The sequence below is a fragment of the Pseudonocardia sp. genome, from assembly GCF_029263155.1.
Taxonomy (GTDB): domain Bacteria; phylum Actinomycetota; class Actinomycetes; order Mycobacteriales; family Pseudonocardiaceae; genus Pseudonocardia.
Genome location: NZ_JAJCYB010000074.1, coordinates 178,215 through 199,969, shown reverse-complemented (window position 1 = coordinate 199,969; position 21,755 = coordinate 178,215). Strand labels below are relative to the sequence as shown.

The 21,755-nt window shown below is 74.1% G+C and carries 23 protein-coding genes and 1 pseudogene; 19 read left to right on the top strand and 5 right to left on the bottom strand.

The window, feature by feature from the left end:
- Positions 1–64: 64 nt before the first annotated feature.
- Positions 65–757, bottom strand: coding sequence for a TetR/AcrR family transcriptional regulator (locus Q1K26_RS15555; protein WP_300012627.1), 693 nt, complete (start codon positions 755–757; stop codon positions 65–67).
- A gap of 108 nt (positions 758–865) precedes the next feature.
- Here Q1K26_RS15555 and Q1K26_RS15550 point away from each other — a divergent pair, with 108 nt between their 5' ends.
- Both Q1K26_RS15550 and Q1K26_RS15545 read left to right on the top strand, forming a co-directional pair.
- On the top strand, positions 866–1,909 hold the full coding sequence (locus Q1K26_RS15550) for an NAD(P)-dependent alcohol dehydrogenase (protein ID WP_300012624.1): 1,044 nt from the start codon (positions 866–868) through the stop codon (positions 1,907–1,909).
- Positions 1,906–2,670: a DUF4386 domain-containing protein gene (locus tag Q1K26_RS15545; protein WP_300012621.1), complete on the top strand. Its 765-nt coding sequence runs from the start codon at positions 1,906–1,908 to the stop codon at positions 2,668–2,670. Before Q1K26_RS15550 ends, Q1K26_RS15545 begins: the two co-directional genes overlap by 4 nt.
- A 50-nt stretch (positions 2,671–2,720) precedes the next feature.
- Here the strand turns inward: Q1K26_RS15545 and Q1K26_RS15540 are convergent, their stop codons facing one another.
- Positions 2,721–3,311, bottom strand: a complete 591-nt coding sequence (locus Q1K26_RS15540) for a TetR/AcrR family transcriptional regulator (protein WP_300012618.1) — start codon at positions 3,309–3,311, stop codon at positions 2,721–2,723.
- Between the two features lie 156 nt (positions 3,312–3,467).
- Between Q1K26_RS15540 and Q1K26_RS15535 the strand changes: the two genes are divergently transcribed.
- The 6 genes and pseudogenes from Q1K26_RS15535 to Q1K26_RS15510 form a co-directional block, all read left to right on the top strand.
- The gene (locus Q1K26_RS15535; RefSeq protein WP_300012615.1) at positions 3,468–4,637 is read left to right on the top strand and encodes an FAD-dependent monooxygenase; all 1,170 of its coding nucleotides are present in this window, start codon (positions 3,468–3,470) and stop codon (positions 4,635–4,637) included.
- Between the two features lie 174 nt (positions 4,638–4,811).
- Positions 4,812–5,846: a helix-turn-helix domain-containing protein gene (locus Q1K26_RS15530; RefSeq protein ID WP_300012612.1), complete on the top strand. Its 1,035-nt coding sequence runs from the start codon at positions 4,812–4,814 to the stop codon at positions 5,844–5,846.
- Between the two features lie 48 nt (positions 5,847–5,894).
- The gene (locus Q1K26_RS15525) at positions 5,895–6,794 is read left to right on the top strand and encodes an alpha/beta fold hydrolase (protein ID WP_300012609.1); all 900 of its coding nucleotides are present in this window, start codon (positions 5,895–5,897) and stop codon (positions 6,792–6,794) included.
- Positions 6,795–6,867: 73 nt separating this feature from the next.
- Complete coding sequence (locus tag Q1K26_RS15520) at positions 6,868–7,368, top strand: DUF2975 domain-containing protein (RefSeq protein WP_300012606.1); 501 nt, start codon at positions 6,868–6,870, stop codon at positions 7,366–7,368.
- Positions 7,368–7,616, top strand: a complete 249-nt coding sequence (locus tag Q1K26_RS15515) for a helix-turn-helix transcriptional regulator (RefSeq protein ID WP_300012603.1) — start codon at positions 7,368–7,370, stop codon at positions 7,614–7,616. Before Q1K26_RS15520 ends, Q1K26_RS15515 begins: the two co-directional genes overlap by 1 nt.
- A gap of 79 nt (positions 7,617–7,695) precedes the next feature.
- Positions 7,696–7,899 (top strand): annotated as a pseudogene (locus tag Q1K26_RS15510) (LuxR C-terminal-related transcriptional regulator); the annotation flags it as partial.
- Between the two features lie 47 nt (positions 7,900–7,946).
- Here Q1K26_RS15510 and Q1K26_RS15505 read toward each other — a convergent pair.
- Complete coding sequence (locus Q1K26_RS15505) at positions 7,947–8,801, bottom strand: MurR/RpiR family transcriptional regulator (RefSeq protein ID WP_300012600.1); 855 nt, start codon at positions 8,799–8,801, stop codon at positions 7,947–7,949.
- A gap of 123 nt (positions 8,802–8,924) precedes the next feature.
- Here Q1K26_RS15505 and Q1K26_RS15500 point away from each other — a divergent pair, with 123 nt between their 5' ends.
- From Q1K26_RS15500 to Q1K26_RS15460, 9 genes are all read left to right on the top strand, one after another.
- Complete coding sequence (locus Q1K26_RS15500) at positions 8,925–10,103, top strand: cobalamin-independent methionine synthase II family protein (RefSeq protein ID WP_300012597.1); 1,179 nt, start codon at positions 8,925–8,927, stop codon at positions 10,101–10,103.
- Between the two features lie 23 nt (positions 10,104–10,126).
- Entirely contained in the window at positions 10,127–10,933 is an 807-nt protein-coding gene (locus tag Q1K26_RS15495; protein WP_300012594.1) for a YmdB family metallophosphoesterase, read from the top strand.
- Positions 10,934–11,302: 369 nt separating this feature from the next.
- The gene (locus Q1K26_RS15490; RefSeq protein ID WP_300012592.1) at positions 11,303–12,601 is read left to right on the top strand and encodes an FAD-dependent oxidoreductase; all 1,299 of its coding nucleotides are present in this window, start codon (positions 11,303–11,305) and stop codon (positions 12,599–12,601) included.
- A 205-nt stretch (positions 12,602–12,806) separates the two neighbouring features.
- Positions 12,807–13,310 carry a PaaI family thioesterase gene (locus Q1K26_RS15485; RefSeq protein ID WP_300012589.1) on the top strand — a complete coding sequence of 168 codons (504 nt, stop codon included), beginning with the start codon at positions 12,807–12,809 and terminating at the stop codon, positions 13,308–13,310.
- Between the two features lie 30 nt (positions 13,311–13,340).
- On the top strand, positions 13,341–14,168 hold the full coding sequence (locus Q1K26_RS15480) for a class I SAM-dependent methyltransferase (protein WP_300012586.1): 828 nt from the start codon (positions 13,341–13,343) through the stop codon (positions 14,166–14,168).
- Positions 14,168–14,512, top strand: coding sequence for an MmcQ/YjbR family DNA-binding protein (locus tag Q1K26_RS15475; RefSeq protein WP_300012583.1), 345 nt, complete (start codon positions 14,168–14,170; stop codon positions 14,510–14,512). The genes Q1K26_RS15480 and Q1K26_RS15475 overlap by 1 nt, the downstream gene beginning before the upstream one ends.
- 22 nt (positions 14,513–14,534) lie before the next feature.
- Positions 14,535–14,984 (top strand): helix-turn-helix transcriptional regulator, encoded by a 450-nt coding sequence (locus Q1K26_RS15470; protein ID WP_300012580.1) that lies wholly within the window; start codon positions 14,535–14,537, stop codon positions 14,982–14,984.
- A 5-nt stretch (positions 14,985–14,989) separates the two neighbouring features.
- Positions 14,990–15,400, top strand: a complete 411-nt coding sequence (locus Q1K26_RS15465; protein WP_300012577.1) for a VOC family protein — start codon at positions 14,990–14,992, stop codon at positions 15,398–15,400.
- Between the two features lie 27 nt (positions 15,401–15,427).
- Positions 15,428–17,812, top strand: a complete 2,385-nt coding sequence (locus Q1K26_RS15460) for an excinuclease ABC subunit UvrA (protein ID WP_300012574.1) — start codon at positions 15,428–15,430, stop codon at positions 17,810–17,812.
- Between the two features lie 143 nt (positions 17,813–17,955).
- On the opposite strand, the gene Q1K26_RS15455 is transcribed toward Q1K26_RS15460, so the two are convergent.
- Both Q1K26_RS15455 and Q1K26_RS15450 read right to left on the bottom strand, forming a co-directional pair.
- Entirely contained in the window at positions 17,956–18,705 is a 750-nt protein-coding gene (locus tag Q1K26_RS15455; RefSeq protein ID WP_300012571.1) for an SDR family NAD(P)-dependent oxidoreductase, read from the bottom strand.
- A gap of 31 nt (positions 18,706–18,736) precedes the next feature.
- The gene (locus Q1K26_RS15450; protein WP_300012568.1) at positions 18,737–19,876 is read right to left on the bottom strand and encodes an acyl-CoA dehydrogenase family protein; all 1,140 of its coding nucleotides are present in this window, start codon (positions 19,874–19,876) and stop codon (positions 18,737–18,739) included.
- A 76-nt stretch (positions 19,877–19,952) separates the two neighbouring features.
- Here Q1K26_RS15450 and Q1K26_RS15445 point away from each other — a divergent pair, with 76 nt between their 5' ends.
- Both Q1K26_RS15445 and Q1K26_RS15440 read left to right on the top strand, forming a co-directional pair.
- Positions 19,953–20,528 carry a TetR/AcrR family transcriptional regulator gene (locus tag Q1K26_RS15445; protein WP_300012565.1) on the top strand — a complete coding sequence of 192 codons (576 nt, stop codon included), beginning with the start codon at positions 19,953–19,955 and terminating at the stop codon, positions 20,526–20,528.
- A 128-nt stretch (positions 20,529–20,656) separates the two neighbouring features.
- Positions 20,657–21,736: an alpha/beta hydrolase gene (locus Q1K26_RS15440; RefSeq protein WP_300012562.1), complete on the top strand. Its 1,080-nt coding sequence runs from the start codon at positions 20,657–20,659 to the stop codon at positions 21,734–21,736.
- The last annotated feature ends 19 nt before the right edge of the window (positions 21,737–21,755 follow it).

Below are 21,755 nucleotides of genomic sequence, written 5' to 3'. Positions count from 1 at the left end.
GGTGGCCGGACGGCGCCACTCGCCCTGACCTGGCGCTGAGACCACGGGTCCGGGCGGGCGTGAACTACGCGACACCGGGGCCACGCTCCTGATCGTCCAGCGCGGTCAGCCCGTCGATCAGCAGGTCGAGACCGACGTCGAAGGAGGACCCGAAGCTGTATCCCGGCCGCAGGACGTGCTCGCGGGTCAGCTCGGCCAGCGAGGGGTAGCGCTGGGCGTCGAGGCCGTCCATGATCTGTGCCGCGACCTGTGCGAACTCGGCCTCTCCGTGCGAGGGCAGCGCCGCTTCCTGCAGGGCGAAGCCGTAGACGAAGCTGTCCAGGACGGCGTAGGCGTGCGCCGTCAGGGCGACCGACAGGCCGCCGCGGCGCAGGCACGCGAGCACCGCCTCGTGGTGGGCGAGCGTCTCCTCGCCGGGGGAGGTGCGCGACTCCAGCAGTGGGGCGGCCCACGGGTGCCGGGCGAGGACGGCCCGCGCGGAGCGGCACCGCACGCGGATCGCCTCCTGCCAGGGCAGCCCGGGTGGCGGCCGGTCCATCTCGCCGAAGACCTGGTCGACCACGCCGTCCAGGATCGCCTCCTTGCCCGCCACGTGGTGGTAGAGCGACATCGGCTTGACCGACAGGTCCGCCGCCAGGGCCCGGATGGTCAGGCCCTCCACCCCGACCCGGTCCGCGAGGGCGGTCGCCGCGGCGAGCACCCGCTCGCGGCTGAGGCCCCCGGGCCGTCGTGGTCCCGGGCCGTCGGCCTGCTGCATACGAGTGTCTCCCCACCGTCGGCCATTGACCCTTCGTACATTGTACGGCTAGCGTCGCCGCATCGGATCGTACAAAGTACGGCAAGTCTGACGAGCAGGAGGACGGTCATGACCGCAGCCCGACGAGCAGCCCGCGACGAACAGGCGCCCGCGGCCGATGTCCCGCCGCGGATGCGCGCGATCGTGCAGGACGCGTACGGGTCGCCGGACCGGCTGGCGCCGGCGGAGCGTCCGGTTCCCCGGCCGGGCGACGGTGAGGTGCTCGTCGCCGTCCACGCCGCGGGGGTCGACCGCGGGGTGTGGCACCTCGTCACGGGGATGCCGTTCGCGGTGCGGCTCGGTTTCGGCCTGCGCCGTCCGCGCCAACCGGTCCCGGGCCTCGACCTGGCCGGCGTCGTCGTCGCCCTCGGCCCCGGCGTGACGCGCTTCGCGGTGGGGCAGCGGGTCTTCGGCATCGGTGCCGGTACCTGGGCGGAGTACGCGCTCGCGCGCGAGGACAAGCTCAGCCACGTCCCCGACGGCGTCGACCTCGTCGGGGCCGCCACCGTGGCCGTCTCCGGGGGCACCGCCCTGCAGGCCCTGCACGACATCGGCCGGGTGCAGGCCGGGCAGCGGGTGCTCGTCATCGGCGCGTCGGGCGGGGTCGGCAGCCACGCCGTGCAGCTCGCCCGGGCCGCCGGGGCGCACGTGACCGGCGTGGCCGGCCCGGCGAAGCTGGACCTGGTGCGCTCGCTGGGGGCGCACGAGGTCGTCGACTACACGACCGGCGACCCGGTCGACGGTCGCCTGCGGTACGACCTGGTGATCGACACCGGTGGGCGGCGACCGCTGCGCCGGTTGCGCCGGGCCCTGACGCCGACCGGGACGCTGGTCATCGTCGGCGGCGAGGACGGTGACCGGATCGGCGGCGGGGTGGACCGGCAGCTGCGCGCCCTCGCGCTGTCGGTGTTCGTGCGGCAGCGGCTGACGACGTTCGTGGCACGCGAGCACCACACGAGCTCCGACCGGCTGGCCGCGCTGCTGGCCGACAGCATCCTGCGCCCGGCCGTCGGCCGCCGGTACCGGCTGGAGGAGGCCGGCGCGGCGCTGGCCGACCTCGCCGGCGGCCGGGCGCGCGGCAAGTCCGTGATCGTGGTCGGGCAGGCGACGTGACGGCGGTGTCCCAGACCTCACCCGGCCCGTCCGCCGCCGCGCAGGCCGCCGGTGTCACCGACACCACGCCCCGCGCCGCCGCACTGTGGGCGGGCAGCAGCTACGCAGCCCTGTTCGTGCTCGCGATCTTCGCGAACTTCGCCGTCGTCACCCGGCTCGTCGACCCGGACGACCCGGCGGCGACGCTGACCGCGCTCGCGGCCGAGGCACCGGTCGTGCGGGCGGCGGTGTTGGCCTTCGGTGTGGTCTTCGTCCTCGACGTCGTCATCGCGTGGGCGCTGTTCGTCGTGCTGCGTCCGGCGGGACGCGACCGGTCGCTGCTCGCGGCGTGGTCGAGACTGACCTACACCGCGTTCCTCGGCGTCGCCATCGTGCCGCTGTTCATCGCCCTGCAGCTGTCGAGCCAACCGGCGTTCGCCGGGCTCGACCCCGCGACCCGCGAGGCTGGGGTCGCCGCCGCCGTGGCGGCGTTCGACCTCACCTGGCTCGTCGGCCTCGCTGTCTTCGGTCTGCACCTCGTGGTGGTGGGGGCGACGATCGTCGGCTCCCGCATCGCGCCGCGACCACTCGGCTGGCTGCTGGTGGTCGCGGGGGCCGCGTACGCCCTCGACACCGCGGCGCACGTGGCGCTGGTCGACTACGACCGTTACGCGGGCGTCCTGCTCGCCGTCGTCGCGGTGCCGTCGGTGGTGGGCGAGCTGTGGCTGACGCTGTGGCTCCTCCTGCGCGCGGGGCGGGGGAGCGAGCGCTCCGACCGATAGCGGTCGATCTGCCGACGGGTGACGGACGACGCCGCGGCCTCGACGACCCGTCAGCGCCGGCCCGTGGCCGCCGTCCCCGCCAGCACGATCTCGACGCAGCCCTCGACGAAGGCGTCGTCGACGGCGGTGCCCGGGCCGAACACGCCGAACCAGACGGGCCCGACGACGCGCACGATCAACGCGTCGGCGTCCACACCGGCCGCCAGCTCGCCCCGGTCCACCGCCCGCTCGACCATCGGCCGGGCCCGGGCGAACCGGGCGGCCCAGTAGCCGCGCCCCAGCTCGGCGAGCGAGCTGTCGGGCCCGCCGGCGGCGAGGGTCGACAGCAGCGCGCGGTTGGCGGGCGCCACGAGCGCGTCGCGTACCTGGCGGGTGAAGGCCGCGAGGTCCCCGCGCAGTGTGCCGGTGTCCGGGAGCGCGGTCCCCTGGTCCGCCGCGGCGAGCAGGAGGTCGGCGACGAGGGCCTCGCGGCCGCCCCAGCGCCGGTAGATCGTCGTCTTGTTCACCCCGGCCCGCGCCGCGACGTCCTCGACGGCCAGCCCGTTCCACCCGTGCTCGGTCAGCGCCGCCACGGTGGCGGCCCGCACCGCGGCCGTCACCCGGGCCGTCCGCCCTCCCGGCCGTCGTCGCTCGTCGGTCACGGGCCCAACCTAATGCAACTTCCCGTTGCAATGCAACGCAGCGTTGCGTTAACGTGGACGGCATCGTCTCGAGGAGGACACGTGAGGATCGTGATCGTGGGTGCCGGCCCGGCCGGCGCGTCGCTGGCGCTGCTCCTGGCCTGACACGGCGCGCAGGTGCGGCTGCTCGAACGTGAGGACTCGGCCGGGGCTGCCTTCCGCGGCGAGGGCCTGATGCCGCTGGGCATCGACGCGCTGCACGAGCTGGGGCTCGGGGAGGTGCTCGCCGCGGTGCCGGGCCGGGCGGTGTCGAGCTGGCGCATCCACATCGACGGGGAGGAGGTGTTCCGGATCCCCGAGCCGGTCGCCGAGCTCGGCGAGCGTGCCTTCCGGGTCGCCTCGCCCGCCGCGCTGCTGGAGCGGATCATCGACGCCGCCCGCGAGCACCCCGGCTTCTCGTACCACCCGGGCACGCGGTTCGCCGCCCCCGTCCACGACGCCTCCGGACGGGTGGTCGGGGTGCGTGCCGTGCAACCGGACGGCGAGACCGAGTGGCCCGCGGATCTGGTCGTGGGGTGCGACGGGCGCGGGTCGTCGGTGCGCCAGCACTGCGGTCTGCAGCTGACGCGCTCGGCCGAGGACTACGACGTGCTGTGGTTCAAGTCCCCCGGGCCACCCACCGCCGAGGCCCGCACCGACTTCCACATCATGATCGCCCGGGGTCGCCACCCGCTCGTCGCCTACACCTCGTGGGACGACCAGCTCCAGTGCGGCCTGATCATGCCCAAGGGCGGTCTCGCCGAGGCGCTGCGGGGCGACTGGCTGCACACGGCCGTGCAGTCGGCCCCGGGGTGGCTCGCCGAGCACGTGCTCACCCACCGCGGGCAGGTCGACGGGCCCATCCGGCTCACCGTCCTCGTGGGGTTCGCCCCCACGTGGTCCGTGCCGGGAGTGCTGTTGCTCGGAGACGCGGCGCACCCCATGTCGCCGGTGCGGGCCCAGGGCATCAACCTCGCCCTGCGCGATGTGGTGGTGGCCGCCAATCACCTGGTCCCGTTGGCGACCGCCCCGGCCGACCCGCCCGCCGTCGATGCCGCGTGCCGGGCCGTGCAGGCCGAGCGCGAGCCCGAGATCCGCCGCGCCCAGCAGTTGCAGCGGCGGGAGGCGCGGGGTCAGGGCGACGCGCGCGCCGCGACCTGGCGTTATGCGCTGGCCAGGCGCGGTGCGCGCGCGCTGGGCCGCTACGGCTGGGCCCAGCGGGCGTGGCTGGCGCGCCAGCGCGAGCTGCGGTTCGGCTCGGCCGAGGTGCGGCTGGACGTCGCGGTGGCCGGGGCGGGCCTCCGCTGACCGGCCCCGTCCGCTCGTCGTCGGGGCCCGACGGGCGCAATCGACAGATCCCGTCCCGCTGATCCCGGCGCCTCGGCCGGCGCTCCGGTTCACGCCGATGACCGGTGGTGGTGGCAGGTGGGCTCACCTACGGTCGTGGGGACTGTTCGACGGTGATGTCGGGCGGAGGTGCTGATGGGCCACGGTGGCGAGACCTGGGCGACGGGCTCGGGGGACCGGACGTCGGACTGGCAGGAGATGCTGTCGGCGACCCACCTCCCGTGGACGGTGTCGGTTCCCGCCGGGGTCGACGCGCCGGTGTTCGAAGCCCGGGTGCGGCGGTGGTGGATCGACGACCTCGCGCTGGTCGACTGCGAGTGTGGTCCCTGCTCGGGCACTCGGCAGCGTCGCCAGGTCGCCGACACCGACGGCGAGTTCGTCGTCGTCCTGATCACCCGTGTCGGGCGGGAGACCGTGAGCCAGTGCGGCGCTGAGGCGGAGTTGTCGCCCGGTGACGCGGTCGCGTGGGACAGCACCCGGCCGGCGCGGTTCGCCGTGTGGGAGCCGCTGTCCAAGCGGAGCCTGCTCATCCCGCGGGCCGCGCTGGACGAGGTCAGCGGGCGTACCTGGATGACCGGCGGGGTGCTGCTCGACGGTCTCGCCCCGGCGACCCGGCTGCTCACCGGCTATCTGGACACCCTGAGCGACGCCCTCCCGGGCCTGCCGCCCGCGGCGGTGGCGGCGGCGCGCAACGCGACCCTGGAACTGTTCGTCGGCGCGGTGCGCACCGAGGGGGACGTGCCGTCGACGAGCACGGCGCGGCCCGCGCTGCGCGCGGTGATGGACCGGTTCATCGAGCAGCACCTGCTCGACGACACGGTGACCCCGGCCGCCGTGGCGACCGCGCACGGGGTGTCCACCCGCACGGTGAACCGGATCTTCAACGCCACCGGCGAGACCGTGAGCGAGGTGATCCGGGTGCGCCGGTTGGCCCGTGCCCGCGATGACCTGGCCGGGTCCGACCGGTCGATCGCCGCGATCGCCCGGCGGTGGGGGTTCTCCGACACCAGCCACTTCAGCCGCGCGTTCAAGGCCCGCTACGGACGCTCGCCCAGCGACTACCGCCGCCGTCCCGCGGAGGGTGGCGCGCGGGTTCAACGGTCTGTCGCGGCGGTTCAACGCGCTGCGGGTCGCGAGCCGGAGACTGGGTCCACAGCGACCCGGGGCTGAGTCGGACCCAGGTCCCGGGTCGGCCGGTCGATCCCAGGAGGACTTCGGATGGCTCGTCGCGATGTCGAGTTCGACGCAGAGGGCGTGACCCTGCGCGGATGGTTCTACCCGGCGGAGGGGGCCGGCACGGCCGCGCCCACGGTGGTGATGGCACACGGTTTCTCTGCGGTGAAGGAGATGTACCTCGACTCGTTCGCCGAGGTGTTCGCCGCCGCCGGCCTGAACGCGCTGGTGTACGACAACCGCAACTTCGGGGCCAGCGACGGCGAGCCCCGCCAGGAGATCGACCCGTGGGCGCAGGTCCGCGACTACCGCCACGCCATCACCTACGCGAGCACCCTGCCCGAGACAGACGCGTCCCGGATCGGTGTCTGGGGCAGCAGCTACTCCGGCGGGCACGTGCTGGTGGTGGCCGCGATCGACCGCCGCGTCAAGGCGGTCGTGAGCCAGGTCCCGCTGGTCAGCGGGCACGACAACCTGCGCGCACTGGTGCGCGCGGACTTCATCGCCGGGTTCCGCGAGATGTTCGACAACGACCGCCTCGCCCGCTTCCGTGGCGACCCGCCGGCGATGGTCCCGGTCGTGGACGCGGACCCCCTCGCGCCGTCCGCGCTGCCCACACCGGACTCGTACACGTGGTTCACCGAGACCGGCAAGAGCCGCGCGCCGTCGTGGCGCAACGAGGTGACACTGCGCAGCGTGGAGATGTTCACCGAGTACGAGCCGGTCAGCTACCTGCCCTACATCAGCCCGACCCCGTTGCTGCTGCTGCCGGCACTCGGTGACCACCTCACGCCCTGCGAACTGGCGATCGCGGCGTACGAGAAGGCCCGCGAGCCCAAGAAGCTCGGCATCCTGCCCGGCGGGCACTTCGACGCCTACGTCACGGGGTTCGACGCCGCCTGCGGACCGGCCCGGGACTGGTTCGTCGAGCACCTCGCGCCCTGAGGGGGCCGCCGAATCCATCGTGCTCCACCTGATTGCGATTGACAATCGATAGATTGAGATCGACACTCGTCGTGTGCTGACGACTCATCGGGCCGTGCTGCCCCTGCGTGTCCTGCTCGTCCTGCTGTTCACGGTCGTGACGGCCGGGCAGCTGGCGGTGCTGGGGCTGGTACTGCCGCGCATGTCCGAGCTGACGGCGGGCGACCCGCCGGAGGTGGCGAGCCTCGACTGGACGTCGATGATCCTCGCGGTGCTCGGCCTGCTGTGCGTGCAGGTGGTGATCGTGTGCACCGGCAGGCTGCTGACCATGGTGGCGCGGGACCGCATCTTCAGCGCGGCCTCGCTGCCCTGGGTGGACGCGATCGTGTGGGCCATGGCCGTCGCGTGGGTGCTGCTGCTGGGCGCGTTGGTGCCGGTCTTCGCGGTCGCCGAGCTCGAGGACGCGCCGGGCCTGGCGGCACTGCACCTGCTGCTCCTGCTCGTCGGGGCCGCCGTCGGCCTGCTCATGGTGGTGATGCGCGCCCTGCTGCGGCAGGCGACGACGCTGCGGGCGGACATGGAGGCGGTGATCTGATGGCCATCGTGGTCCGGATCGACGTCGAGCTCGCCCGGCGGAAGATGAGCGTGGGGGACTTCGCCGAGCGGGTCGGGCTCACCCCCGCGAACGTGGCGGTGCTGAAGAACGGTCGTGCCAAGGCGGTGCGCTTCAGCACCCTCGAGGCCATGTGCCGGGTCCTCGACTGCCAGCCGGGGGACCTGCTCGAGTGGGTGGAGGACGACCACGCCGCGCCCCGCGTGGGCGCCACGACGGATGCCACCTGACATCGCCGGCGTGCGGCCCGTCCCCGCCCGCTCCCTCACCGCCGGGCCCCGGATCGGGCGGCGCGACCGCGAGCGCGTACCCCTGACCCGCCGCGAACTCGACGTGGTGCGCGCGATCGCCCGCGGCCGGACGAACGCCGAGATCGCGGGGGAGCTGTTCCTCGCGGTCTCGACGGTCAAGACGCACGTGGGCAACGTCGGGGCCAAGCTGTCGGCCCGCAACCGCGTGGAGATCGCGGTGTGGGCCTGGGAGCACGGGCTGGTCTCCCGCGGCGGCGGGTGACCGGCGTCGTCGACCTCGAGCCCCGCCGCCGCCGACGGGCAGCCGGGTCAGATGCGGTGCTCGGCGACGATCCGGGCGGCCAGGTCAGCGGCCGCGGGCGACCCGGCGCGTAGCTGCACGACCGCGCTGTGCAGCGCGTCGAGGACGGCCGCGTGGACCAGCCGGCTGGCCCGGGCCTCGATCTGGTGGCGGGTCTCGACGGATCCGGCGACCAGCGCGTGGCCGCACAGCTCGGTCAGCGGCGAGCGGTGGAAGCTGGTGACCGCGACGGTGTCGGCGCCTGCCGCCTTCGCCGCGTCGGCGGCGGCGAGGGTCTCGCGCGTCTGCCCGGTGTGGCTGACGGCCACGCAGGTGGCGCCGGGCCGCAGGAATGCGGCGCCGACGTGCTGCACGTGCACGTCGGCCGCGGCCTCGGCGAGCACTCCGACCGATCGCAGCCGGTAGGCACAGTCCTGTGCCAGGGGTGCCGAGGTCCCGACGCCGATCACGAACACGTGCGGCGAGCGGGCGACGAGCCCGGCGACCCGGGCGAAGACGTCGGCGTCCACCGCGGTCGCGGCGGCGTGCAGCGCCTGCGCGCTCGAGTGCAGGACCTCCTGCAGTATCCCTCGCGGCCCGGACCCACCCGGCTCCGCGGCGGGGGAACGCGCGGTCTCCGCGGCCAGACGCAGCTTCAGGTCGCCGAAGCCGCGTAGCTCCAGCTCCTGACAGAACCGCACCACGCTGGCCAGGGACGTGCCGCTCTCCACGGCCAGATCGGTCACGGTCAGTTCGACGACGCGGGCCGGGTCGCGCATGACCGCCTCGGCGATGCGCCGTCCTGCCGGGGACAGGCTCGGGGTCAGCCCGCGGATGCGGTCGCGCACCGAGCCGCTCGGCCGTGCCTCCGGTTCGCCGTCCACGCCGTCACGCTAGAGCAGTCGGAACATCTATCCGAATTGTCGCGCCGATACGGATGGATGATCCATCCATTGTTCATCCTGCATGCGGTCGATGTTTCCGGAGGGTGGATAGCGTCGGGCGCCATGCGAACCAGCTCCGCGACGGCGATCCTGACGACGCACACCGGGAGCCTGCCGCGCCCACCCGAGCTGGCCGCGGCGATGGTGGCCCGGGAGAACGGCGAGGCCGACGCCGCGGCCCTCGCGGGCCTGCCCGCCATGGTGCGCCGCGCGATCACCGACGTCCTGCGCCGGCAGGGGGAGATCGGCATCGACGCCGGCAGCGACGGCGAGCAGAGCAAGATCGGCTACAGCACCTACGTGAAGGAGCGGCTCAGCGGGTTCGACGGGGAGGCCGGTGCGCTGGAACTGGCCGACCTGGCCGACTACCCGGAGATGACCGCGCAGGCCCTGGCCGGGCTGGTGACCGCGACGCCGGCGTGCACCGGCCCGGTCCGCTACACCAGGGCCGCCGACCTCGCCGCCGAGCTGCGCGAGCTGCGCACGGCCGTCGACGCGCTCGGCGGTTCCGGTCCGGCGGAGGTGGTGGTCCCCGCCGCGTCCCCGGGCGTCATCTCGATCTTCCTGGCCAACCGGCACTACGGCTCGCACGAGGACTACCTGGCCGCCCTGTCCGCGGCGATGCGCACCGAGTACGAGGCCGTCGTCGAGGCGGGTTTCCTGCTCCAGATCGACTGTCCGGATCTGGCCCTGGGCCGCCACGCCCAGCACGCCGACGCCTCGGTCGAGCAGTTCCGCCGGGCGATCTCGGTGCACGTCGAGGCCCTCGACGCGGCGACCGCAGGCATCGACCCGGACCGGATGCGGATGCACCTGTGCTGGGGCAACTACGAGTCGCCGCACCACCGCGACGTGGAGCTGGCCGACATCGTCGACATCGTCGTGCGGGCCCGCCCGCGCGCCGTGCTCGTCGAGGCGGCCAACCCCCGGCACGCCCACGAGTGGAAGGTCTTCGAGGACCATCCGCTGCCCGACGACAAGATCCTCGTCCCCGGCGTGATCGACACCTGCACCAACTACGTCGAGCATCCCGATCTGGTCGCCGAGCGCCTGCTGCGCTACGCACAGGTCGTCGGCGTGGAACGGGTCATCGGTGGCACCGACTGCGGGTTCGCCACCTTCGCCTCGTTCACCCCGGTCCACCCCCGTATCGCCTGGGCGAAGCTCGCCTCCCTGGTCGAGGGGGCCCGCCGGGCCGGCGCCGCGCTGCGGACCGCGGCGACCGCAGGGGCCGGCGCGTGACACCCGACGCACCGACCGCACCGATGACCGTGCTGGCGGTGGGCGACGTCGTCGGTGCCGAGGCGGCGGCGTGGCTCGCCGCGCGGCTGCCCCGGCTGCGCGAGGAGCACCGGGCCGACTTCGTCGTGGTCAACGCCGAGAACTGCGCGGTCACCGGCCCGCTGCCGATGGACGGTTTCGGGATGACCGTCGAGGTGGTCGACCTGTTGCTGGAGGCCGGGGTCGACGCCGTCACCGGCGGCAACCACTCCTGGGACGGACCCGACGTCGACGAGGTGCTCGCCCGCCCGCAGGTCGTACGCCCGGCCAACCTCGACGAGACGCGCGGCCGGGGCCTGCTCACCCTGCGCGACGGCGACCGCGTCCTGACGGTGCTCAACCTGCTCTCCCCCACCGCGGCGCTGCCGGCGATGAAGGCGCCGCAGCCCCGGGAGCTGTGGCCGTCCTGGACCGGGATCGCCGGGGAGCAGCCGCTGCCCGGGGCGGTGCTGATCGACCTGCACGGCGAGTCCCCCTGGGAGAAGGCCGCCTTCGCCCACGCCCTCGACGGGCGCATCTCGGCGTTGGTCGGCACGCACACCCACGACCCGACCCTGCGCGGGCACCTGCTGCCCGGCGGGACCGCCTACGTCACCGAACTCGGCATGACCGGCCCGCTCGGGTTCACCGGCGGCGGGTTCGACCCCGTCCACTTCGCCGCCCGGTTGCGCGGGGAGGACTTCACCCGGCTGCCCGCCTACCAGCTGGCCACCGGCCCGCTGGCCCTGGGCGCCGTCGTCATCGAGATCACCGCGCAGGGGACCGCGTCCGCGGTCCGTCGCATCCACTGATCCGCGGCTGCGCGGTCACCGACCGGCTCGCACCGAGATCGCGCCCGTCCGGGCGGCCCGGCGGCCGGCGCCGTCGACGACCGGTCGGAGCCGCGGGTTCGGCCGCAGCACCGGCAGGACGCGCCGCCCGGGAACGGATGCAGGCCGACCTCGGTGCCGTGCGGCTCCGCGCGACGGCCCCCGCACTCGGCACACGTCCACCGCCCGGGGGCCTTCGCGCCCTCCACCACCGGCGAGCGGAACTCGTGTCCGCAGTCCGGGCAGCGCAGGATGAGCACCGGCACGTGTCGATGCCGGCCCTCCGGGGCGTCGCAGCTTCGTCCTCGCAGGACATGCCGGTGCGCCGGGCCGGGAGTGGATGCTGGAGCGATGGGCAGCGCCGGGTACGACTGCGTCGTGGTGGGCAGCGGGCCCGGTGGTGCCGGGGTGGCCCGCGAGCTGGCGCGAGCCGGGGCCCGGGTGCTTCTCGTCGAGCGCGGGCGGGCCGATCCGCCGAGCGGGCGCGCACGGCAGGCCCTGCGCGAGCTGTTCGTGCCCGGCCGCAGCCTGTTCCGCTCCGGATCGGTGCTGGTGCTGCGCGGCGTCACGCTGGGCGGCAGCTCGATGTACTACTTCGGCTCCGCGTGGGAGCCCCCGCTCGACGTGCTGCGCGCGCACGGCCTGGACCTGGGCTCCGACGTCGACGCACTGCGGACGGAACTGGCGCCTGCGGCGCTCCCGCGCGAGCTGATGGGGCCCCGCGCGACCCGGCTGCTGGACAGCGCCCGGGCCCTCGGGCTGGACTGGCAGCCGGTCCCCAAGTTCGTCGACCAGCACCGGCTGCGCCGCGACGGGCTCGGCGCGTTCGGCGCGGCCCGCTGGACGGCGCGGGAGTTCGTCGACGACGCGATCGGGGCGGGGGCGCGGGTCGTCACCGGGGCGAGGGCCGAGCGGGTCATCGTGCGGTCCGGGATGGCGTGCGGGGTGGAGCTGCGGATCGGGGGCCGCACCGTCGCCGTCGACGCCGGGCGGGTGGTGCTGGCCGCGGGCGGGCTCGGCACGCCGGTGATCCTGCGCGCCAGCGGGATCGCCCGGGCCGGTCGCGACTTCTTCTACGACCCGGTGCTCGCGGTGTCCGGCTCCGTCGACGGCCTGGACGCGGGCCCGGAACCGGCGATGCTCGCCGCCTGCGACCGGCTCGCCGAGGACGGGTACGTGCTCACCGACCTGTGCCGTCCACGGTGGCTGCACTCCGCGCTCACGGTCGCCGCGGGCCGCCCGGACCGGGTGGCGGCCTACCGCAGCACGTTGACGGTGATGGTCAAGGCCCGCGACGTGCTCAGCGGCCGCCTGACCGGCCGTGGCGGTGTGGACAAGCCGCTGACCGGCGCGGACCGGTCCGTGCTCGGCCGGGGCGAGGCGCGGGCCCGTGACGTGCTGCGCCACGCCGGCGCGCGCTCGGTGTTCGCGGCCGGGCACGTGGCCGTGCATCCCGGCGGTACCGCGAAGGTCGGCGACGTCGTCGACACCGACCTGCAGACCGAGATCCGCGGCCTGTACGTCTGCGACGCGTCGGTGATCCCCGTGGCCTGGGGCCTGCCGCCCACGTTCACCGTCATGGCGCTGGCGCGCCGGCTCGGCCGTCATCTCGTCGGCGTCCCCGCGCACCCGGCGGCCGCCCGCGGGTAGCGGACCCGGCGTCGGTCCGCGGGGCCCGGGTCCGCTCCGGGAGATCGCCGACCCGGCCGCGACCGGGCCGTCGGGGGATCGGGGGCGGCTCGGCGGGTCGGCCCGCGCCGTCGAGGGCCCGATCTGCCGCCGCGCCGAACCCGGTGTCTCGGACCCGGGCGGCACTCGCCGCGATGGCGCCGGTGAGGGCCGGTACGGTGCGCCGGTGACGGACAGTGACGCGGTGGCCGACCGGTGGCGTGCCCGGTTCGCGGCGGCGAGTGCCGCAGCCCGCAACGGTGACGTGCTGCCCGCGCACAACCCCGAGTGCCTCGGGTGCGGACCGGACAACCCCCACGGCTTCCACCTGCAGGTCCTCGGGGACGGCGAGCGGGTGCGTGCCGAGCACGTGTTCGACCGTCGCCACGTCGGCGGCCCCGGCGTGGCGCACGGCGGCGCGGTGGCCGCGGTGCTCGACGACCTCTGCGGGTTCGTGCCGTTCGCGCTGGGGCACGTCGCCGTCACCCGCCATCTCGGAGTGGACTACCGCGCGCCCGTCGTCCTCGGCGCGCCGTACGCGCTCACCGCGTGGCTGGTGCGCCGCGAGGGCCGCAAGCTGTTCGTCCGGGCCGAGGGTCACACCGCGGCGGGGGAGCTGGCGTTCAGCGCCGACGGGCTGTTCCTGGAGGTCGACTCCGGCCACTTCGAGCGGGCCACCGCGACGCGATGAGCGGATGATCGGCTCGGTACCGTCGCCCGCGTGGACATCGATCCCTCCAACGTCGCCGCCGCACAGGGGTGGGACGGGCCGACGGGTGATTTCTGGACCGACAACGCCGACCTGTTCGACGCCGGCGTGGCCCGCTACCGGTCCGCGTTCCTCGCGGCCGCCGCGCTGGAGCCCGACGCCCGGGTGCTCGACGTCGGCTGCGGGGCCGGGCAGACCAGCCGCGACGCCGCCCGGCTGGCCCCCGCGGGCCACGTCACGGGCATCGACCTGTCCGCGCGCCTGCTCGACCTGGCCCGGCGGCGCGCGGAGCGGGAGGGCCTCACCAACATCACCTTCACCCACGGCGACGCGCAGATCGCCGACCTCGGCACCGGATGCCACGAGCGGGTGATCAGCCGGACCGGCGTCATGTTCTTCGGCGACCCGGTCGCGGCGTTCGCGAACCTCGCCCGCTCGCTCACACCGGACGGCCGGCTCGTCGCCGCCGTGTGGCAGCCCTACGCCGAGCAGGAGTGGGTCAGCGCCCTGCGCCGCGCGGTCGGTGCCGGCCCGCTCGACGGCGTCGGGCCGTTCTCGCTCGGCGACCCCGACCGGGTCCGCGAGGTGCTGACGGCCGCCGGCTTCGGCCCGCCGGACCTGCCGGGCGTGCGCGAGCCGATGTGCCTCGGTCCCGACCTCGCGACGGCGGAGCGGATGGCGCTCGGGATCGTCGGCGGGCTGCTCGACGAGCTCGCCGGCCCGGCCCGCGACCAGGCGATGACCGACCTGCGGGCGGTCCTGGCCGCGCACCTCGGACCGGACGGGGTCACCTTCGACTCGGCGATGTGGATCGTCACCGCTGCACCGGCGGGGCGCTGATGGCCGACGCCGAGGACGTTCGGCGGCTCGCGGTCGCGCTGCCCGGCGTCGAGGAGATCGACAGCGACGGTTTCGACTTCCGCGTCGGCGGCAGGGGGTTCGTCTGGTCCTACCCGGAGCGGGTCCCGGGCCGGCGGCGGGTGCTCCGCACCGACATCGCGGTGCTCTACGTGGGGGACGAGGCCGAGAAGCAGGCGCTGCTGCTGGGGGAGCCGGAGCGCTTCTTCACCGTCGCGTCCTACGACGGCCTCCCGCTGGTGATGGTGCGGCTCGAGCGGGTCGACGCGGAACGGCTCGCCGAGCTGGTGACCGACGCCTGGCGGATGCGTGGCGCTCCCGGCTGATCCCCGTGGCACGATCTGGCGGGTGACCAGCACCCCCGCCGCCACCCAGCACCTGCGCGACCTCGCGCGGCTGCGGCGCGTGCGCGACCGGATGGACCGCGAGTACGCCCGGCCGCTCGACGTCGAGGCGCTCGCCCACGGTGTGCACATGTCGGCCGGGCACCTCAGCCGCGAGTTCCGTCGCGCCTACGGCGAGTCGCCCTACAGCTACCTGATGACGCGGCGGATCGAGCGTGCGATGGCGTTGCTGCGCCGCGGCGACCTCAGCGTCACCGAGGTGTGCTTCGCGGTCGGCTGCTCCTCGCTGGGTACGTTCAGCACGCGCTTCACCGAGCTGGTCGGGGTGCCGCCCAGCGTCTACCGTCGCCGGGCGCCGCGTGCGACGGAGGGCATGCCGCCGTGCGTGGCCAGGCAGGTGACCAGACCGGTCAGGAATCGAGAAGCACCGGGCCCCGAGCCGCACCTAGCGTGACCGGCATGGACATCACCATTCACCAGGCCTTCCTGCCCCACGACGACCCGGCCGCCTCGCTGGCCTTCTACCGTGACACCCTCGGCTTCGAGGTGCGGGGCGACGTCGAGTACGGCGGGCTGCACTGGATCACGGTCGGCCCCGCCGGGCAGCCCGGCACCTCCATCGTGCTGACCCCGCCCGCCGCCGACCCCGGCATCACCGACGACGAGCGCCGCACCGTCACGGAGATGATGGCCAAGGGCACCTACGCGGGCATCAACCTGGCCACGAAGGATCTCGACGCCACGTTCGAGCAGCTGCAGGCCGGCGACGCCGACGTGGTCCAGGAGCCGACCGACCAGCCGTGGGGGGTCCGGGACTGCGCCTTCCGCGACCCCGCGGGCAACATGATCCGCATCTTCGAGGTGCGCTGAGCAACCCTGCTCCCCGACGGAGGAACGATGAGCACCGCCACCGTGACGGACACGCCCGTACTGCACCCCGCCGACAGCCACGACCTGATCCGCGTGCAGGGCGCGCGGGTGAACAACCTCAAGGACGTGCACCTCGAGCTGCCCAAGCGCAGGCTCACGGTGTTCACCGGCGTCTCCGGCTCGGGCAAGAGCTCGCTGGTGTTCCACACGATCGCCGCAGAGTCGCAGCGGATGATCAACGAGACCTACAGCGCGTTCGTGCAGGGCTTCATGCCGACCCTCGCGCGCCCCGACGTCGACGTGATGGACGGGCTGACCACGGCGATCATCGTCGACCAGCAGCGGATGGGTGCCGATCCGCGCTCGACGGTCGGCACCGCCACCGACGCCAACGCGATGCTGCGGATCCTGTTCAGCCGGCTCGGGACCCCGCACATCGGCTCACCGCAGGCGTTCTCGTTCAACGTCGCCTCGATCAGCGGCGCGGGCGCGGTGACCATCGAGCGCGGCGGGCAGACGGTGAAGGAGCGCCGCAGCTTCTCCGTCACCGGCGGCATGTGCCCGCGCTGCGAGGGGCGGGGGTCGGTCAACGACATCGACCTGACCGCGCTCTACGACGACTCCAAGTCGCTCAACGAGGGCGCGCTCACGATCCCCGGTTACAGCATGGAGGGCTGGTACGGGCGCATCTACCGCGGCTGCGGGTACTTCGACCCGGACAAGCCGATCGTGAAGTTCACCAAGCGCGAGCTGCACGACCTGCTGTACCGGGAACCGACCAAGATCAAGGTCGAGGGGATCAACCTGACCTACACGGGCCTGGTCCCGCAGATCCAGAAGTCGTACCTGTCCAAGGACATCGACGCGCTGCAGCCGCACATCCGCGCGTTCGTGGAGCGGGTCGCGACGTTCACCACCTGCCCCGACTGCGACGGCACCCGGCTGGCCGAGCACGCCCGCGCCTCGAAGATCGCCGGCATCTCCATCGCCGACGCCTGCGCGATGCAGATCAGCGACCTCGCCGGGTGGGTGCGCGGGCTCGACGAGCCGTCGGTGGCCCCGCTGCTGCAGACGGTGCGACGCACGCTGGACTCGTTCGTCGAGATCGGCTTGGGCTACCTCTCGCTCGACCGGCCGTCGGGCACGCTGTCCGGCGGTGAGGCGCAGCGCACCAAGATGATCCGGCACCTCGGGTCGTCGCTCACCGACGTCACCTACGTCTTCGACGAGCCGACCATCGGCCTGCACCCGCACGACATCGCGCGCATGAACGCGCTGCTGCTGCAGCTGCGCGACAAGGGCAACACGGTGCTCGTCGTCGAGCACAAGCCGGAGGCGATCGCGATCGCCGACCACGTCGTCGATCTCGGCCCCGGTGCCGGCTCCGCGGGCGGCGAGGTGGTCTTCGAGGGCACCGTGGAGGGGTTGCGGGCCAGTGACACGCTGACCGGGCGGCACCTCGACGACCGTGCCTCGCTCAAGCCCTCGGTGCGGGCGCCGTCCGGTGCGCTGGAGGTGCGCGGCGCCGCCACCCACAACCTGCAGGGCGTCGACGTCGACATCCCGCTCGGCGTGCTGGTCGTGGTGACCGGTGTGGCCGGGTCGGGCAAGAGCTCGCTGATCCACGGCTCGGTGGCGGGCCGCGAGGGCGTGGTGGCGATCGACCAGGGCGCGATCCGCGGCTCCCGCCGCAGCAACCCGGCCACCTACACCGGGCTGCTCGACCCGATCCGCAAGGCGTTCGCGAAGGCCAACGGCGTGAAGCCGGCGCTGTTCAGCGCCAACTCCGAGGGCGCCTGCCCCAACTGCAACGGCGCCGGGGTGATCGACACCGACCTGGGCATGATGGCCGGGGTCGCCAGCCCGTGCGAGGTGTGCGAGGGGAGGCGCTTCGACGCCGCGGTGCTGGAGTACCGGTTCGGGGGCCGCGACATCAGCGAGGTGCTCGCGATGTCGGTGGCGCAGGCCGAGCAGTTCTTCGCCTCCGGGGACGCGAGGACCCCGGCCGCGCACAAGATCCTCTCCCGGCTCGCCGACGTCGGGCTCGGCTACCTCACCGTCGGCCAGCCGCTCACCACGCTGTCGGGCGGGGAGCGACAGCGGCTCAAGCTGGCCACGCACATGGGGGAGAAGGGTGAGATCTTCGTGCTCGACGAGCCGACCACCGGCCTGCACCTCGCCGACGTCGAGCAGCTGCTCGGCCTGCTCGACCGGCTCGTCGACGCCGGCCGGTCGGTGATCGTGATCGAGCACCACCAGGCGGTGATGGCGCACGCCGACTGGATCATCGACCTCGGTCCCGGCGCGGGTCACGACGGCGGCCGGATCGTGTTCGAGGGAACGCCGACCGATCTCGTCGCCGCCCGCTCCACCCTCACCGGCGAGCACCTGGCCGCCTACGTCGGCGAGTGAGTCCGCGCGGCGGCCGGGCCCAGCCGGTGTTCGCGCGCCGGCTGGGCTCGTGCGCGCTGCCGGCAGCGCGCAGAACGCGGTTCCGCGCGCGAAGGCCCGGTCGGGTCAGGAGCTCGACGTGGCCGCCCGCGGGGCGCGGCCGTTCAGCGTGACGCCATCCGCAGCGCGCCGTCCATGCGGATCGTCTCGCCGTTGAGGTAGTCGTGCTCGGCGACCATCGTGACCAGCCGCGCGAACTCCGCGGGCTGCGCGAGCCGCTGCGGGAACGGCACCCCGGCGGCCAGCCCGGCCCGGACCTCCTCGGAGAACCCGGCCATCATCGGCGTGTCGACGATCCCGGGCGCGATGGTGACCACGCGGATGCCGTACTGGGCGAGGTCGCGGGCGGCGGTGACCGTCATGCCGGCCACGCCCGCCTTCGACGCGGCGTACGCGATCTGCCCGACCTGCGCCTCGAAGGCGGCGATCGACGCCGTGTTGACGACGACGCCGCGCTGGCCGTCCGCGTCCGGCTCGTGCCGGTTCATGGCCTCGGCGGCCAGCCGCAGCACGTTGAACGTGCCGAGCAGGTTGACCTTGAGCACGGTGTGGAACAGGTCCAGATCGTGCGGGCCCTTGCGCGAGAGGATCCGCGCGGACGGGGCGATGCCCGCGCAGTTGACGGCCAGACGCAGCTGTGCGCCGTCGTCGTCGATGCGGGCGATCGCGGCCCGTACCGCGTCCTCGTCGGTGACGTCGGCGGCGATCAGGGTGACCCCCTCGGGCGTCTCCGCGTCGGCGGAGCGGTCGAGGCCGTAGACGGTGGCGCCGCGTGTCGCGAGCTCGGCCGCGGTGGCGGCGCCGAGCCCGGAGGCGGCGCCGGTGACGAGCGCGGCGATGCCGGCGATCTCCATGGTGATCTCCTGATCGGGGTGTGGGGGAGCGTCAGCGGGCGAGCTTGCGGCTGATCACGAGGCGCTGGATCTGGTTGGTGCCCTCGAAGATCTGCATGATCTTGGCCTCGCGCATGTAGCGCTCGACGGGGAAGTCGCGGGTGTAGCCGTAGCCGCCGAGCACCTGCACGGCGTCGGTGGTGACCTTCATGGCCGCGTCGGTGGCGACGAGCTTGGCCACGCTGGCCTGCCGGGAGTAGTCGCGGCCCGCGTCGCGGCGGCGGGCGGCGTCGAGGTAGGTGGCACGGGCGGAGTCGACGGCGGCGGCCATGTCGGCGAGCAGGAAGCCCAGCCCCTGGTGGTCGATGATCTTCTTGCCGAACGCGCTGCGCTCGTGGGCGTAGTCGACGGCCGCGTCGAGCGCGGACTGGGCCAGCCCGGTGGCGACGGCGGCGATCCCGAGCCGTCCGGAGTCGAGCGCGGAGAACGCGATCGGCAGGCCGTCGCCCTCCGCGCCGATGAGCCGGTCGGCCTCGATGACCGCGCCGTCCCAGTTCGCGGTGACGGTGGGGACGGCGTGCAGGCCCATCTTCTCCTCGGGCCTGCCGAAGGTGAGTCCGTCGACCTGCCCCGGGGCGAGGAAGCACGAGACCCCGCGCGACCCCTCGCCCGTGCGGGCGAACAGCGCGTAGAAGTCGACGATCCCGCCGTGTGTGATCCACGCCTTCGTGCCGGTGATCCTGTACCCCGCGTCGACCTGCTCGGCCTTGCAGGTCAGCGCGGCGGCGTCGGATCCGGCCTGCGGCTCGGACAGCGAGTAGCCCCCGATGATCTCGCCGGCGAGCATCCGCGGCAGCCACCTGGCCTGCTGCTCCCGGGTGCCGAACGCCGCCATCGGGTGGCAGGACAGGCCGTGCACCGACAGTGCCACGGCGACCGCGGCCCAGCGGGCCGCGAACTCCTCGAGCACCTGCAGGTACACCTCGTAGGGCTGCCCGCCGCCGCCGTGCTCCTCCGGGTACGGCAGCCCGAGCAGGCCGGCCTCGGCGAGGGTGGCGAACAGGCCCTCGGGGTAGGTCTCGGTCCTCTCGTGCTCCTCGACGCGCGGCGCCAGCTCCTTGTCGGCGATGTCGCGGACGAGGGCGAGCAGGTCGGTGGCCTCGCTCGTGGGCAGCAGCCGGTCGACGGCCATGTCGGGCTCCAGAATCGGTACGCTACACGGTACTTGAGTACCGTTAACGATAGCGTACGGGGGACGAGGTGGCGATGTGACGCAGGTCCGGGGCACCGCACGGCACACCGAGCTGTTCGACGCGCTGGTCGAGCTCCTGCTCGCCGAGGGATTCGCCCACCTGACACTCGACGACCTCGCCGCGCGCCTGCGCTGCTCCAAGCGCACCCTCTACGCCCTGGCCGGCAGCAAGGAGCAGCTCGTCCGCGCCGCGGTGGTGCACTTCTTCCGCGGCGCCACCGGCCGGGTCGAGGCGAGCCTGGACGACTCGCGGACCCCCGAGGAGCGGATCGCCGCCTACCTGCGCGCCGTGTCCACCGAGCTGGCCCCGGCGTCGGCGCGCTTCTTCGACGACGTCGCCGCGTTCGCCCCGGCCGCCGAGGTGTACGAGCGCAACACCCGGGCCGCGGCGCGGCGGGTGGGGGAACTGATCACCGACGGGGTCGCGGCGGGGGCGTTCCGCGACGTCCACGTGGCGTTCGCGGCCGACGTCGTCACCTCGGTCACGGTGCGGATCCAGCAACGGCGCGTCGCGGCGGCCACCGGGCTCGCCGACGCCGAGGCCTACGACCACCTCGCGTCGCTGCTCCTGCACGGTCTGTCGCAGCCGTGATCTGCGGAGAGTGCCGTGATCTGCAGAGAGCGCTGTGACCTGTGAGAGGCGCTGTGACCTGCGAGAAGCGCTGTGACCTCCGTCGAACGGAGCGGCGCCGCCCGCAGCGGCGGGCGTACCGTCGAGCCATGATCGGCACGACGGTTCGGGTGCGGGCGCTGCGGTGGGGGTTCCGGGCGCTGTTCGGGCTGCCGTCCGCGGCCAAGCGGGCCCTGGCCGGCCCCCCGGTGCGGGCCGACGGGCAGGTGCTCGATCTCGATCTGCAGCTGCTCGGACGGGTCACCACGGCGCTCGCCAGCCGCGACGGCGGGGTGGTCGACCAGGCGGCGCTCGCCGAGCAGCGCCGTCAGGCCGACCTCGCGGCCGAGGTCACGGCCGAACCCGGTCTCGACGACGTGCTGACCCGCGACGTCGAGGTGCCCGGTGACGCCGGGCCGCTGGCCGCGCGGCTCTACGTCCCGCCGTCGGCGCCGGAGAGCTCCGGGCTGCTCGTCTACTTCCACGGCGGCGGATTCGTGCTGGGCAGCCTCGCGTCCACCGACCCCCTGTGCCGGCTGCTGGCCGCGCAGTCGGGCGTCCGGATCCTGTCGGTGGACTACCGGCTCGCGCCGGAGGCGCCGTACCCCGCGGCACTGGAGGACGCGATCGCCGCGTACCGCGGAGCCCGGGACGGCGCGGCGGCGCTCGGCGCCCGCCCGGAGCTCGTCGCCGTCGGTGGGGACAGCGCGGGCGCCAACCTCGCGCTCGTGGTCGCCCACCAGCAGCGGGGGGAGTGCGCACCGGCATTCGTGCTGGCGCTCTACCCGGTCGCCGACGCCGGCCGCCGGGGTGGTTCGCGGGAGACCTTCGGCACCGGCTTCGGCCTCACCGCGGCGTTGCTCGCCGAACTGGAGCGCCTGTACCTGCCCGAGGGGATCCCGGACGACGACCGGCGCGGCGCCATCCTGCGTGCCGAGGGTTTCACCGGTATGCCTCCGGTCTACCTGTCCACGGCCGGGTTCGACCCCCTGCGCGACGAGGGCGAGGAGCTCGCGGAGCGGCTGCGGTCCGACGGTGTGCCGGTGGTGGCGCGCCGCTTCCCCGGGCTGGTGCACGGCTATGCCAGCTTCAGCGCGGTCAGCGCCGCCGCCCGAGACGCCACCCTCGACGCGGCCAGCGCGCTGCGGGCCGCACTGGCGCTGGTGGAGCACCGCCGGGTGACGACGTGAGTGCGGGTACCGCGAGACG